The organism is Lysinibacillus sp. BNK-21, from assembly GCF_048684915.1.
Lineage (GTDB): Bacteria > Bacillota > Bacilli > Bacillales_A > Planococcaceae > Lysinibacillus > Lysinibacillus capsici.
Genome location: NZ_JBLQTS010000001.1, coordinates 1,817,660 through 1,831,294 on the forward strand (window position 1 = coordinate 1,817,660; position 13,635 = coordinate 1,831,294).

Annotated in this window: 12 protein-coding genes; 9 read left to right on the forward strand and 3 right to left on the reverse strand. The window is 34.2% G+C overall.

Annotation, left to right across the window (positions count from 1 at the left end; genetic code table 11):
* Window positions 1-302: 302 nt before the first annotated feature.
* Window positions 303-665, reverse strand: coding sequence for a winged helix-turn-helix transcriptional regulator (locus ACMGGO_RS09180; protein ID WP_094878425.1), 363 nt, complete (start codon window positions 663-665; stop codon window positions 303-305).
* A 125-nt stretch (window positions 666-790) separates the two neighbouring features.
* On the opposite strand from ACMGGO_RS09180, the gene gfa reads away from it, so the two are divergent.
* From gfa to ACMGGO_RS09225, 9 genes are all read left to right on the forward strand, one after another.
* Window positions 791-1,369, forward strand: coding sequence for an S-(hydroxymethyl)glutathione synthase (gene gfa / locus ACMGGO_RS09185; protein WP_094878426.1), 579 nt, complete (start codon window positions 791-793; stop codon window positions 1,367-1,369).
* A 216-nt stretch (window positions 1,370-1,585) separates the two neighbouring features.
* Window positions 1,586-2,701 carry an S-(hydroxymethyl)glutathione dehydrogenase/class III alcohol dehydrogenase gene (locus ACMGGO_RS09190; protein WP_014824368.1) on the forward strand — a complete coding sequence of 372 codons (1,116 nt, stop codon included), beginning with the start codon at window positions 1,586-1,588 and terminating at the stop codon, window positions 2,699-2,701.
* Window positions 2,702-2,706: 5 nt separating this feature from the next.
* Window positions 2,707-3,540 carry an S-formylglutathione hydrolase gene (fghA, locus tag ACMGGO_RS09195; protein ID WP_094878427.1) on the forward strand — a complete coding sequence of 278 codons (834 nt, stop codon included), beginning with the start codon at window positions 2,707-2,709 and terminating at the stop codon, window positions 3,538-3,540.
* 112 nt (window positions 3,541-3,652) lie between these two features.
* A complete protein-coding gene (gene gshAB, locus ACMGGO_RS09200; RefSeq protein ID WP_094878428.1) occupies window positions 3,653-5,920 on the forward strand; it encodes a bifunctional glutamate--cysteine ligase GshA/glutathione synthetase GshB in 2,268 nt (755 codons plus the stop codon).
* A 1,195-nt stretch (window positions 5,921-7,115) separates the two neighbouring features.
* Window positions 7,116-7,238: a hypothetical protein gene (locus ACMGGO_RS09205; RefSeq protein ID WP_256990655.1), complete on the forward strand. Its 123-nt coding sequence runs from the start codon at window positions 7,116-7,118 to the stop codon at window positions 7,236-7,238.
* A 157-nt stretch (window positions 7,239-7,395) separates the two neighbouring features.
* Window positions 7,396-8,673, forward strand: a complete 1,278-nt coding sequence (locus ACMGGO_RS09210) for an IS110 family transposase (protein WP_131522764.1) — start codon at window positions 7,396-7,398, stop codon at window positions 8,671-8,673.
* 381 nt (window positions 8,674-9,054) lie between these two features.
* A complete protein-coding gene (locus ACMGGO_RS09215; RefSeq protein WP_094878430.1) occupies window positions 9,055-10,314 on the forward strand; it encodes a DNA polymerase thumb domain-containing protein in 1,260 nt (419 codons plus the stop codon).
* Between the two features lie 11 nt (window positions 10,315-10,325).
* Complete coding sequence (locus ACMGGO_RS09220) at window positions 10,326-10,658, forward strand: YolD-like family protein (protein WP_094878431.1); 333 nt, start codon at window positions 10,326-10,328, stop codon at window positions 10,656-10,658.
* Window positions 10,651-10,998 carry an aconitate hydratase gene (locus ACMGGO_RS09225; RefSeq protein ID WP_094878432.1) on the forward strand — a complete coding sequence of 116 codons (348 nt, stop codon included), beginning with the start codon at window positions 10,651-10,653 and terminating at the stop codon, window positions 10,996-10,998. The genes ACMGGO_RS09220 and ACMGGO_RS09225 overlap by 8 nt, the downstream gene beginning before the upstream one ends.
* Window positions 10,999-11,154: 156 nt before the next feature.
* Here the strand turns inward: ACMGGO_RS09225 and ACMGGO_RS09230 are convergent, their stop codons facing one another.
* Together ACMGGO_RS09230 and ACMGGO_RS09235 are read right to left on the reverse strand one after the other, a co-directional pair.
* On the reverse strand, window positions 11,155-11,895 hold the full coding sequence (locus ACMGGO_RS09230) for a hypothetical protein (RefSeq protein WP_094878433.1): 741 nt from the start codon (window positions 11,893-11,895) through the stop codon (window positions 11,155-11,157).
* Window positions 11,896-11,900: 5 nt separating this feature from the next.
* Window positions 11,901-13,634: a tyrosine-type recombinase/integrase gene (locus ACMGGO_RS09235; protein ID WP_094878434.1), complete on the reverse strand. Its 1,734-nt coding sequence runs from the start codon at window positions 13,632-13,634 to the stop codon at window positions 11,901-11,903.
* Window position 13,635 lies beyond the last annotated feature (1 nt).

A 13,635-nucleotide genomic window follows, 5' to 3' on the forward strand; every position in this document is an offset into this window, starting at 1 on the left:
TAAAATGTATACAGTTTGCTTTCTTTCAATGTGTTCCAAAGAACTTCTTTCTTGAATTGGAGTTCTTCCAAATGTTATACTTATAAATTTGATACATGTATTTTATTGCAAAATGAAATTGATACTTGAGAATTTTTTTAATTCAAAAACCACAAAATGCTATATACTGACATTTTGTGGTTTTACTCATTTATATGTTTCGATACATTGATAACAAAAGGTACAAAATTTTGAATTTAAAATGCTTGTATTTATATGCCAAAAATATCTCATACTAGAACTGATTTAGATTACCATTAGCTTCATTCCTCCAGTTCTTTATCAGTTGTGTTGTCTACAAACTTACTAAAACTATCTCCCCAATCACATATGGCAGTTACTACGTGTTCTAAACGATGCCCAATTTCACTAAGTTCATAATCAACCTTTGGAGGGACTACTGGATAGACACATCTGGTAATTATTTTATCGTCTTCTAATTCTCTTAATTGTCTAATTAACATGCGCTGGTTCACATCAGGAAGCTTTTTTTGTATTTCACTTAATCTCAATGGGGATTGATTCAACAAACACCATATAATAGATATTTTCCATCGACCTCCTATTACGGATAGAGCTAAATCTTTCCCAGTGAAAAATTCCTTGTCTTTATAATGAATAACCATAAAATTTGTGGTCCCTTCTGCAAAAAAAAGTTTATAATGACAAATATGTCAGTATTGTAATGTTTATTATAAAGAGTATTCTTAGTGGTGTAAACAATAAAAACAGAAAGAAGGTATATTATTTTATGACAAAAGTTTTACTTCATCCAAGATTAGATAGCGAATATCACTATCAACAAGACTCAAATTTTTCGGGTGGAACATTAAAATGCTTATGTGAAAATAACCCTGTAGAAGTAGCTGTGACAGCCCAAACAATGCATAACCATGCATGTGGTTGTTCTAAATGCTGGAAACCAGAGGGAGCTATTTTCTCACTTGTTGCCGTTGTAGGTAAAGATAATGTTAAGGTATTAAGCAATGAAGATAAATTACAAGTGATCGATGAATCAGCAGTAATTCAACGCCATGCTTGTAAAGATTGTGGTACCCATTTATTTGGAAGAATTAGAAATGAAGACCATGCATTTTATGGATTAGATTTTGTACACACAGAATTATCTAATGAAAATGGCTGGTCGGCGCCTCAATTCGCAGCATTTGTTTCTTCGGTAATTGAAACAGGAACACCAGCTTCAAAAATGAGTGATGTTAGAAATGCTTTACACAATATAGGTTTACCTACCTATGATTGTTTGTCACCTGAGTTAATGGATGTGCTTTCAATCCAAACAGCTAAATTAAAAGGGACATACAGGGATTAGACCATAGTAAATATTAGAAGTACCTCATTCAGAAAAAGAATATTTCTGGATGAGGTACTTTTCACCCCATCTTATAGATATAAATTGCTCATCTTTCTAAATAGTGTTCGATATAAAATAATGTCTATAGTGACAAAAACGTCAGTATTCCATTGTGTATTATAGTATGTAATCATGGGAAAAGTAAAGATTATAAAAAAGAAAGAAGGGATTCATTTGAAAAGTAGAGCTGCTGTTGCATTTAATCCAGGAGAACCACTTCAAATTGTAGAAATCGATGTAGAAGAGCCAAAAGCGAAGGAGGTATTAGTAAAAATTCTGTATACTTCTGTCTGTCATACAGATGCTTTTACCTTATCAGGTAATGATCCAGAGGGCGTATTTCCTGCCGTACTAGGTCATGAAGGTGCTGGTGTAGTCGTTGCTGTAGGAGATGAAGTGACTTTAGTAAAACCGGGAGATCATGTTATTCCACTATACACGGCTGAATGTGGAGAATGTAAATTCTGTCGTTCTGGTAAAACAAACTTATGTAGTGCTGTACGAGAAACGCAAGGTAAAGGTTTAATGCCTGATGGAACGACTCGCTTTTCTTATAATGGAGAGCCTATTTATCATTACATGGGCACTAGTACATTTAGTGAATATACAGTCGTTCCCGAAATTTCTTTGGCTAAAATTGACAAAGAAGCACCACTTGATAAAGTTGGACTATTTGGATGCGGCGTGACTACAGGGATTGGTGCTGTACACAACACTGCAAAAGTAGAAGAAGGAGCTGTGACAGCCGTATTTGGTTTAGGTGCCATTGGCTTAGCCGCTATTCAAGGATTGGTTCAAGCAAAAGCAAGCCGAATTATTGCTGTAGATTTAAATGAGGATAAGTTTGAATTAGCGAAAAAAATGGGCGCAACTGATTTTGTAAATCCTTCTAAATTTGATAAACCAATTCAAGAAGTCATTGTTGAAATGACAGATGGAGGCGTAGATTACAGTTTCGAATGTATTGGTAATGTAGAGGTAATGAAGTCAGCTTTGGAAGCATGTCATAAAGGTTGGGGCGAAAGTGTTATTATCGGTGTAGCTGGCGCTGGTAAAGAAATTCATACTCGCCCATTCCAATTAGTAACAGGTCGAGTATGGCGTGGTTCTGCCTTTGGTGGCGTAAAAGGAAGAACACAACTTCCAGGAATGGTGGAAGATTATATGAACGGTAAAATCGATATCGATTCATTTATCACACACCATTTAAACTTTACAGACATCAATGAGGCATTTGAGTTGCTTCATAAGGGTGAGTCCATCCGTACGATGTTAACATATGGAGAGTGAGAAAAGTGAGTTTTAAACTTATTGAAAAACATCACTCTTTCGGCGGAGAACAATGTAAGTACCGCCATTATTCAGAAACCTTACAATGTGATATGACCTTTAGCATCTTCTTACCATCCAATAAAGAAGAGAAAAAAATCCCTCTTATTTGGTGGTTATCTGGCTTAACATGTACAGATGATAATTTTAGTCAAAAAAGTGGCTTCCAAAGATTGGCTGAAAAATATCAAATAGCTGTTATGATTCCAGATACTTCACCACGTGGAGAGCATGTAGCAAATGATGCAGGCTATGACCTCGGTCAAGGTGCCAGCTTCTATGTTAATGCTACACAAGAGCCATGGGCAAAGCATTATAAAATGTATTCATATATTGTAGATGAATTAGCACAAATAGCGGCATCTTTAGTTCCTCATTTTTCTGGTGAAGAAAGTATTATGGGGCACTCTATGGGCGGTCATGGTGCTTTAGTAATTGGGTTGAAAAATACAGAAAGATTCAAAGCGATTTCTGCTTTTTCACCAATATTAAGTCCAAGTCAAGTCCCCTGGGGAATTAAAGCCTTCTCAGCATATTTAGGTGAAGACCAAGCTACTTGGAAACAATGGGATACTTCAGAACTAATCAAGGAAATCAGTATGCCACCTATTCTCATTACGCAAGGTACTCAAGATGAGTTTTATTTAGAACAATTAGACGAAACGTTTTTCCTAAAGGTGGCTCAGGAAAATAATAAACCAGTAAATTACAAAAAAATGGAGGGCTATGATCATAGTTATTTCTTCATAGCTACTTTCTTAGAGGAACATTTCGCCTTTCATATGAAGTATTTAAGATAACCTTTTTTGAAAAAATATCCACATTATCATTAAATGTGGATATTTTTCGATGGCTACATGTTGTTATATTTCTCAGGTTATTAACTAAAAAATGATCGGGGGTATCGTTAAATTGGATTATAAAAAAATGTTAGTCAATGAATGTGTTAAACCATACTTATTAAAAGCCCGATATGGGATTGAAAAAGAAAGTAAACGTGTTGATTTATTAGGGAATTTAGCTAAAACAGATCATCCTAAAAGTATTTCGTTGCGAGATGATCATCCGTATATTCAGCGAGATTTTTCAGAATTACAGATGGAAATAATCACACCTGTTACCGAAACACTGGAGGAACTATTTGATTACTTGGCAGCGATTCATGATGTTGCTTATCGGTCTATGGGTGAAGATGAAATGCTTTGGCCTTTAAGTATGCCGCCACAGCTACCAGAAAAAGATGAAGATATTGTAATTGCGAAATTAAAAAAGGAAGAAAATATTCGATATCGTCAATATTTATCAGATTTTTATGGTCGTCGTAAACAAATGCTTTGTGGTGTTCATTTTAACTTTGAATTTGGAGATGAGTTAATTCAATCGTTATTTAAAGCACAATCAGAGATTAAAGATTATCAACATTTTAAAACAGAGATATATCTAAAAGCCACAAGAAACTATTTACACTATCGCTGGTTAGTCACTTACTTTTATGGAGCTTCTCCTAGCAGTGAAAAGAATTTTTTTGAAGAAGATTCGTTGAAAGATGTAGTAAGAAGTATTAGAAGTAGTAAATATGGTTATACAAATTCCGACGATGTTCAAGTTTCATATAGCAGTATACAGAACTATGTATCAGATCTCTCTTTGATGGTAAAAAAGGGACTTCTTTCAGCAGATAGAGAATTTTATTCACCTGTTCGTTTAAGAGGTGGATATCATGTTTCTGACCTAGAAAATCACGGCATTAGTTATATTGAATTGCGAAATATAGATTTAAATCCATTTGAAGCGCATGGAATTAGCTACGAGCAAGCAGAATTTTTCCATCTTTTCTTAATTTATTTATTATGGAAAGATGAAGGGCAAGATTGTGATGAGTGGGTAAAAATGGGGAATATTCACAATGATATAGTGGCTCTTGAGCACCCATTAAATCATACACAATTTGAAACAGAAGCTAAAAACATGATCGATGAAATGGAACATTTAGCAGCAACTTTAAATTTAGCTACTTCTGAAACGTTATTTGTTCATCTGAGAGAAATGATAATGGACCCAAGCAAGACTTTAGCTGGAAGACTTTATAAAGAAAGTGAAAAAAACAGTCAAGGTCAAGTGGCAACGTTGATTGCTAAAGCAAATTATAAAAAATCATGGGATAAGCCTTATCAATTAACAGGATTTACTGACATGGAATTGTCTACTCAGATTTTAATGTTTGATGCAATACAACAAGGAATCCAAGTGGAAATCTTGGATCGACAAGATCAATTTTTAAAGTTGAAATTAAAAGATCATGTTGAATATGTAAAAAATGGAAATATGACAAGTAAAGATACTTATGTATCCACTTTAATTATGGAAAATAAAACAGTAACAAAGAAAATTCTTCAACAACATGGATTCCGTGTGCCAAAAGGTGAGGAATTTCATACAATTGAACAGGCTTTACGTTCCTATGCTCTCTTTTCTACTAGGCCTTTTGTTGTGAAGCCAAAAACAACAAACTATGGATTAGGAATATCGATTTTCAAAGAAGGTGCCAATTACGAAGATTATCAAAAGGCTATTGCACTGGCATTCCAAGAAGACTCTTCCATATTAGTAGAAGAGTTTCTTAATGGAACAGAATATCGATTTTTTGTATTAAATAATCAAGTTCAGGCTGTTTTATTAAGAGTTCCTGCGAATGTTAAAGGTGACGGTAAACATACAATCGAAGAGTTAGTTATGCAAAAGAATCGTGATACATTAAGAGGTAAAGACCATAGGACCCCTTTAGAAATCATACAATTAGGTGAATTGGAGAACCTTATGCTAAAAGCCCAAGGATGTCGAATGGATTCAATTCCAAAGAATGATGAAATTATCTATTTGCGTGAAAACTCTAATATTAGTACAGGGGGAGATTCGATTGATGTGACAGATCAAATTCCTGATGATTATAAAAAAGTAGCAGTGGATGCGGTAGCAGCACTTGGAGTTAAAATTTGCGGTATTGATTTGATTATTGAAAATACCGAAATTCCCGCTGCTAATAAAAATGCTTATGGAATTATTGAAGCAAACTTTAATCCATCCATGTATATGCACATTTATCCATATAAAGGTGAGTCACGACGTTTAACTATGCATATCATACACTACTTATTCCCCGAACTATTACAGTCAAATTAAGGACGCCACTATTGGAATTTGAAGATACAATGTTAGGCTATTGAATGACAAGAAAGCATTAACTATTCAAATCTCAACCATGTATAACCCCGTCCTGATTAGGGCGGGGTTAAAATACTATTGTTTAAATTCTGTATTACTATATAAACATCATGCTTATTTGAATAGGTTGTGACTGCGTTTATTTTCTTTAGCGTAAATCTAATCATAAGAAAAGCATCTCTAATTGTTGGGCGACGCCTAACAATTAAGGGTTGTTGTTGTATTGAATGTCTTTAATTTAGAACATATTTTTTAGTATAATATTTAGGTAGCATTGTTAGCCCTCCTGATTAGAAATAACTTTTCTAACCTCACACTATCATAAGGAAATTCTTTTCAAGTTAGATGTGTAATTTTTGTATATTGAAATAATAAATTTAAGTGCCTATTGATTATTTGCTTTTTATGACCTATTTATGAACTTTAGACAAAAGGTATCTAGAAGAGCATTCTCGATACCTTTTGTCATTTTTATTTCTCTCATTATGTTTGAAAATGTTATTTAATTTTTAAACCCCACATAAGTGTTCACTGTACGAAATTCCGCTGCCTAGAAGAAAATACTTCCATCAATTGTTTGAAGAATCCCTGCATTTTCTTTATGAATATCGAACATTAAACAATAAACAGCTGTTCTCCTTTGTATTCTATATCTTCTTTCTTTTCACCGAATGTGATAATATCCATAATTTAATCTCCCCCGTCCATTTTTCGATTTTAACATAAATATCCAATATTCATTTATGAGTTATTCCACAATCTGGACTGCTTCCTTAAACAAAGAAATATGTAAGGGTGGTAAAAAAGCCTAACATATACTATATATTCATCTATTTTTTCTTCGTAAGTTAGTTTTCATAGCCTTTAAACAGAATTCTTACCCTATTATGAAAAGTTTTACATATTTCGATTGGTGATAAAAGGACAGCTCATTTGTTTACTTGACAGCGGTAGATTATGCTTTTAGTACCTACCCTTATTTTATTTCCAAAAATTTAATATTGCCAAAAAGCAAACGTTTGTTCTAATATATGTATACAAACAAATGTTCTTACATATGCTAGGTAAAGGGAAAAATCATTGTGGCAAAAAAATATCAATAATATACAGTTATTATTTAGGAAATTTCAAGAGATAGAAAGAGGAAACTAAGATGAGAGAGCGACTGATTAAAGTTATGCAACAGTGCAATCAATTAGTGAACATTATGTATGTAGAAAAAGAGGGTTCCTTAACCAAATGGAATGTAAAAGTTATTGGAATTTTGGTTATTTAACTTTTTGATCAGTAATGTTCCCGTCATTATTCCTTTTGTTTATAAGGAGCATTCCTGTTAGAAGGATTTTCAGGGGCTTGAAATCAGAAAAGCCCTCTTGTATGATGCATGAGTGTCAACAGCCATTGACCCACTATCACACAGGAGGACTCCTTTTATGAATTCTAATAGGAACCAAAAGATTAATCAAGTCTCTGAAAAAACACTCGTCATCGGTATCGATATTGCCAAGCGTACACATTATGCATGCGCGGTTGATGAAAGAGGACGCGTGCTCCATAAATCGTTCCCTTTCTCGCAAACAAGAGAAGGTTTCGATGCTTTTTATGAAAGATTACTGGCTTTACGTGCTACCCATGAAAAAAGTGAAATTCTTGTCGGTTTCGAGCCCACAGGTCACTACTGGATGAATCTCGCTGCCTATCTTCAAGCACATGGAATTCCATTTATCATGGTGAATCCTCATCATGTCAATCGTTCCAAAGAGCTAGATGACAATCTTCAAACAAAGAATGACCAAAAGGATGCGCTCGTCATTGCACGTTTAATGCGAGATGGACGATTTAGTTACCCACGTATTCTAGAAGGCGTGGAAGCTGAATTGCGTAATGGTACAACCTTGCGTGCCAAAATCCAAGAAGATGTAAATGCCTTACAAAATCGAATGATCCGTTGGTTAGATCGCTTTTTTCCTGAGTTTACACAGGTATTTAAAAACTTCGGGAAAATGGCGTATGCGGCGCTTGAAAAGACACCACTGCCGATGGACATTCAAGGGAAAACGCCAGAAGAATTATTATTTTTATACCGCCAAGTAGATGGGATGAAAAGTCCACAGCTACCAAAGGCAAAACAATTAGTCGAGGTGGCACAAAGCTCGATTGGACTGACAGAAGGCTTAGTGATGGCACGCATTGAAATCGCTACACTACTTTCCCAGTATCAATTGATGCAAGCTCAGCTTGATGAATTAACAGTCCAGCTTATAGAACTGGCAAAACAAATGACGGATTATGCGTATTTAGCATCAGTACCTGGAATCGGAGACGTAACAATTGTCGAGCTGCTTTCCGAAGTTGGTTCTCTTACACAATATGAGCATCCACGCCAATTAATCAAACTAGCGGGACTCACATTACGTGAAAACTCTTCTGGACAGCATAAAGGACAAAAACGGATTTCTAAGCGTGGTAGAAGAAAACTTCGAGCTCTTTTATTCCGTGTCATGATACCGTTAATTCGTCATAATGAGGCCTTTAAGCAATTACATGATTATTACACTACACGCACCATCAATCCACTTCGAAAGAAACAATCGATTGTCGTGCTCTGTGGAAAGTTACTGAAGATTTTACACACCTTGTGCAAGAAGAAAGTACATTTTGATGTGAGCCAAATGATGAAAGACCTTTATTGTCTCGGAGAGGCAGCCTAAGCAATCAGAACTCGACCTCTAACAGAAGGATGACACGGAGAAGCCGGCATTATTTTCACCATAAGACTACGAGTCCCTTAAGGAGCATCGCCAGCCTCTGCCTTATGAATAGACCGAACGAAGGAATGTATGCGCTAGACGCCAAGAGACATGGGAGGGTGAGTCGTCATAAGCATCGCAGAGATCCATTAGTGCATCATATAGTGGAATTAAAAGTTAATTTTTTTCAATTAACTTTAGCGAAGCGTACTCACCAAATGACAATGAATTGAAGAACTAGAAAAGACTATATGTACTATGCGGTGAAAAAATATTTTCATCACTTTAAAAACGGGTCAGACCGTTGATATATCAACATTTATAGAGGGAGCGTGAAGTTGTATGAATTATGAGGGTATGCCAAATAAACCTATTATGTGTATCGATATGAAATGTTTTTACGCAAGCTGCGTGGCAATGTTACATGGACTAGATATTTTAAAAATTCCAATTGCAGTAGTAGCAAACTTTGACCACCCAGGCAGCATAGTGCTTGCTGTATCACCTTTGATGAGGGAGAAGTTCAAAATCAAAACTAGCAGTCGACGTTGGGAAATACCTAAACATCCTGACATTAGATTATTTGAGCCTAAAATGAGTTTCTTTATTCAAATGTCGATGACAATTACCAAATTGATTTCTAATTACGTACCAGTCGAGGCTATACATGTGTATAGTGTGGACGAAAGCTTTGTTGATTTAACTGGTACTGAGAAGCTATGGGGCTCGCCTGAGGAAACTGCTAAGGAAATACAAAGAGCTATTCTGGATCAATTTAATGTACCAAGTGCAGTAGGGATGGGACCAAACATGTTAATAGCTAAATTAGCGTTAGACCTTGATGCAAAGAGAACAGGTTTTGCCCAATGGACGTACGAGGATATTCCAAAGAAATTATGGCCTGTACGGCCTTTATCTGAAATGTGGGGCATAGGGAAACGAATGGAAGCAAATCTAAATGCTATGGGAATACAAACTGTTGGTGGTTTGGCAAATGCAGATTTAGCAGAATTAGAAAAGCGCTTTGGCATAATTGGCAATCAACTCTATTACCATGCATGGGGAATAGATTTATCAAAATTAGGGGAACCGTTAATAACAAACGGAGCTTTAAGTTTTGGTAAGGGTCAAATGCTGATGAGGGATTATCACACACGAAAAGAGATTTCTGTAGTGCTTCTAGAAATGTGTGAAGACGTAATGAAACGCGCACGTGATGCAGGGTTTGTTGGCCGTACAATCAGCTTAGGACTTTCATATAGTCATAATGCCATGACCAAAGGGTTTCATCGTTCTAAAACAATTGCAGTGCCAACAAGTGAAACGCTTGTGATGTATAAAACTTGTATTGAATTACTGGATGAGCACTTTGCTGGAGAGCCAGCAAGACAATTATCAGTCAGAATATCCAACCTAGAGAAAGAACATAGCATTCAATTGGATTTATTTGATGAACGTAAGCCACAACGTCAGATAATCGGTCCTACAATGGATGCAATACGTAACAGGTTTGGAGCTACCTCAATATTAAGAGCAGTTTCTTATACAAAAGCTGGTACAGCTATTAAACGAGATCGCTTAGTTGGTGGCCATTTGGCATAGGAGTGATTGGAATGATAAAGGATAGAGGGAATATTAAATGGGCATCGATGATGTTGCCAGAACATTTAGAGCTTCTCAGAGAGTACAAAGAAGAGTATACGGAACAGCCGAGAGCATTGACTGAATGGGAGATGGAAGAACTACAAAAAACAATTAATCAAGCTTTTAATCAGCAATTGGCAGTTACTTTAGAAGTGTGGAAGGACCATAAAATCACACAATGGACTGGAATAGTTAAATCGATGAATACTAATGAACTCATACTTGAAACACTACTTAAAACGGAAAGCATTCCAATCCAAAATATTCAATCAGCCCAACTGGATGCTAGTTACTATGATTAAAGCCGACGAAAGACAGTTACTTCATAAGTATCTTTTATTAGAATTAGCAGTTAAATCATTACAGGTTGATTATTGTAAATTAGAGCAGTTTAAAATGAAAACAGTATTTCTTCCAATGATGGATTCATTGCTAAAGGATCTAAGGCAAGAATATTTTAATCTCAAACGAAAACTTGCACAAAAAAGTATACGAGTAGTAGGTTGGCAACCAGTTGATGAATATTTTAGTGATGTGCAAGTTGCCACTGCAGGTAATGATGTAGTACTCCGTTATGCAAATCAAGCTCTTAAATCACAGGTGGAAAAGCTGTTGATTAATCATATTAGAAGTAACAAATGAAAGGTATTAGATCTATTTCCTTAACCCACTAGTATATCATGGCAACTATAGTTAACCTCTTTATATCACCATTAATATTTTTGATAAACAAAATAAATAAGACCCTTGTTTCAACTTACTTGAAACAGGGTCTTATTTTTCGTATTAAGAATATGATTAATTTCTTAATCTTTTCCAGTTTGCTAATACAATATTGTCTTTTTTGTTAATGTCAGTGTCTTTAACATCATCTTTTATAGAATTATTATTTTGCTCTGACTTAGGTTCGAGGAAAGAATGAAGGTTATCTAAATTATCAAAAGCATCAAGATTTTCTGAAGTTGATATTTGGTTTACTAACCCATATTTTTTTCTATATTTGTCTATACCACTATGATGTGCCATCTCTAAATTCATTTTTTGATATTTCTTTATGGTTTCCTCAAGTTCATTTACATTAAGCTTTAATGAAATAATATGGTGTTCCAATTCACTATTTCGTTCGGCTAAACTGATATTCTTAGCTAAAGATTCATGCAAAAAATTCTCAGAAGGTAAAAGATGTTCTAATAATTTAGTTTTATCATGAGAATATTTTTCGACAATGTCAGAAAAGTTGGGTATTTCAATCTTTAAACCTGTTTCCGACTCAATTTTTATAGTAATTGGTTCATTTGCTATTTTAATGAATTCCTTTCCCCAAGTAGACCAAACATCTTTCTTGTATATTGTTGGAAATTCATCTGGATTTATCTTATTCATTTCCTCAGAGAATCTTACCATATCGGCCATTTTGATTATTCCAGAAGGATGTTTTTCTCTATACAGATAAACTAAGTTCTTTAATCTAGTTTGTTCTTCTGGATTATCATATTTTCTTTTCCTTCCGGCTCCTTTGGGATTTCTTGTTTTAATCATTAATTTCACTCTTTCTCTTTAAAGATATTTGTAATAAGCGTGGCATAATCATGGATATCACCTATCGTTAACTTGGATTCTCTGGCCAATTCCTCCAGGTCGATAGGGCTAATCCTACAATTTTTATATTCTACTTTGATGTCTTTGTAAATTCTTTTAAGTGTATCGGATCTATTTTTAAGTTTCTTCTTTAATCCCGTTTTTAGTTCAATAATCTCCTTGAGATTTTTTTCTATTTCTTCACGGGGAATCCAATTTTTTGAGCAGAGAAGGCAAATTCTAGATTCGCATCTTTTTAATTTGTCTGTACAAAAGCCGATTTCAACCTCATCTTTGAAGTCAAATAATTCTTCAGGTGCAAGTGATTTAAGAACAATATCTTTTATGGCTAGAGTGGAGTCGAAGCTACCAGTATCATTTTTATTTATTAACCGATTTTCTATAATTGTCCCATATGCATTAGAATCAATAAAAAATTCAATGTGTTTTTGATAATGATATTGAGATTCTAAATGTTGATGACCCGCCATCCGTGCAATAGTAAGTGGATTAAAACCTTGAATCATCATACTGCAAATGGCATAGTGTCTGGTATCATTGGGTTGTATTTTTATAATCTGTTTATCAGTAATAAATTCATTTAATTCTTGATCGATATTCATTTTTTTATTATATTTCTTTTTAATCCAGTTTATTTTTTTTATTGGTTCAAGACTAAAAGTTGCATTTATGACCTCGTTATAAAATGAATTTAATAGATTATTTAACATATATAGAACAAAATAATTTGGATTAAATTTTCTTTTTCTGACTTGTGATGGAAACTGTATCATAGTACTTCGATAGACTGAAGCAGAGATAAGTGTACTGGTTTCACCAAAAGGTTCAGATATAATAAGGTACCTTTGTATAAGGTTGTAAATTTCTTGAGATATTGGTAATGTATCAATTACCTCAAAAGTTTTTGTTGTGGCTTTTTGTTTTTGTCTAGGCAATGTTATGTAATAGGAATTCCCTTTGACAGACAGACAGTTTCTTTTAATTGAACAAAATTCAGAAGGTCTCATTGGTATAATCGAAGTTAATTTCCACCATATCAAAACTGGTGAAAACTTCAATTCGTGCTTTGCATCCCATATTCTAGCGTATGATGTAAGTATATAACTAAATCTGATAATGTCCTTAAATGGAGGTAAGTCTCTTGTGTTATAAGAACGAGTAAACTTTGCGGACAATAAACGTAATTGGTTTAAAAATAATTCAATATAGGAATCCGCGTTTCTACTACTGTATATATAGTCAATGAAATTTACACCGGATAACAAAATAGGGTGTCGGATTGAGGAATCTAAATTATTTAAAGAAAATTCAATCTCTTCGATATCTTGAAGTAATAAATTATTGGTGATTGTTAAAAACTCTTTTAAATTATGTAAATAAATTGCGCCTGAACTTGGTTTTATTTTTAGTAAATAATTTAAAATCCAGCATTTAACTTTAATTTTTATTACAGAGTCAGTAATATCGTTAAAAGTGAAATATTTCTGAATGTTTATTTCCTTGTTATCTACCAATGTCCAATTATCTTCATCAAATTCTCCGTTGATTAGAACATGATTAATTTTTAACTCTACAATTATTTCTTTAGCTATTTCTATGGATTGGTTAGTTATAAATTCATCATCTGAATATTCCTCTATATCATCGTAATTGTCGGATTTTGCGATAATTTGCGACAAA

Coding starts and splice junctions, on each gene's coding strand:
- ACMGGO_RS09180 (WP_094878425.1), bottom strand. CDS start 665: ATGGTTATTCATTATAAAGACAAGGAATTTTTCACTGGGAAAGATTTA.
- gfa (WP_094878426.1), top strand. CDS start 791: ATGACAAAAGTTTTACTTCATCCAAGATTAGATAGCGAATATCACTAT.
- ACMGGO_RS09205 (WP_256990655.1), top strand. CDS start 7,116: ATGAGAGAGCGACTGATTAAAGTTATGCAACAGTGCAATCAATTAGTG.
- ACMGGO_RS09210 (WP_131522764.1), top strand. CDS start 7,396: ATGAATTCTAATAGGAACCAAAAGATTAATCAAGTCTCTGAAAAAACA.
- ACMGGO_RS09215 (WP_094878430.1), top strand. CDS start 9,055: ATGAATTATGAGGGTATGCCAAATAAACCTATTATGTGTATCGATATG.
- ACMGGO_RS09220 (WP_094878431.1), top strand. CDS start 10,326: ATGATAAAGGATAGAGGGAATATTAAATGGGCATCGATGATGTTGCCA.
- ACMGGO_RS09225 (WP_094878432.1), top strand. CDS start 10,651: ATGATTAAAGCCGACGAAAGACAGTTACTTCATAAGTATCTTTTATTA.
- ACMGGO_RS09230 (WP_094878433.1), bottom strand. CDS start 11,895: ATGATTAAAACAAGAAATCCCAAAGGAGCCGGAAGGAAAAGAAAATAT.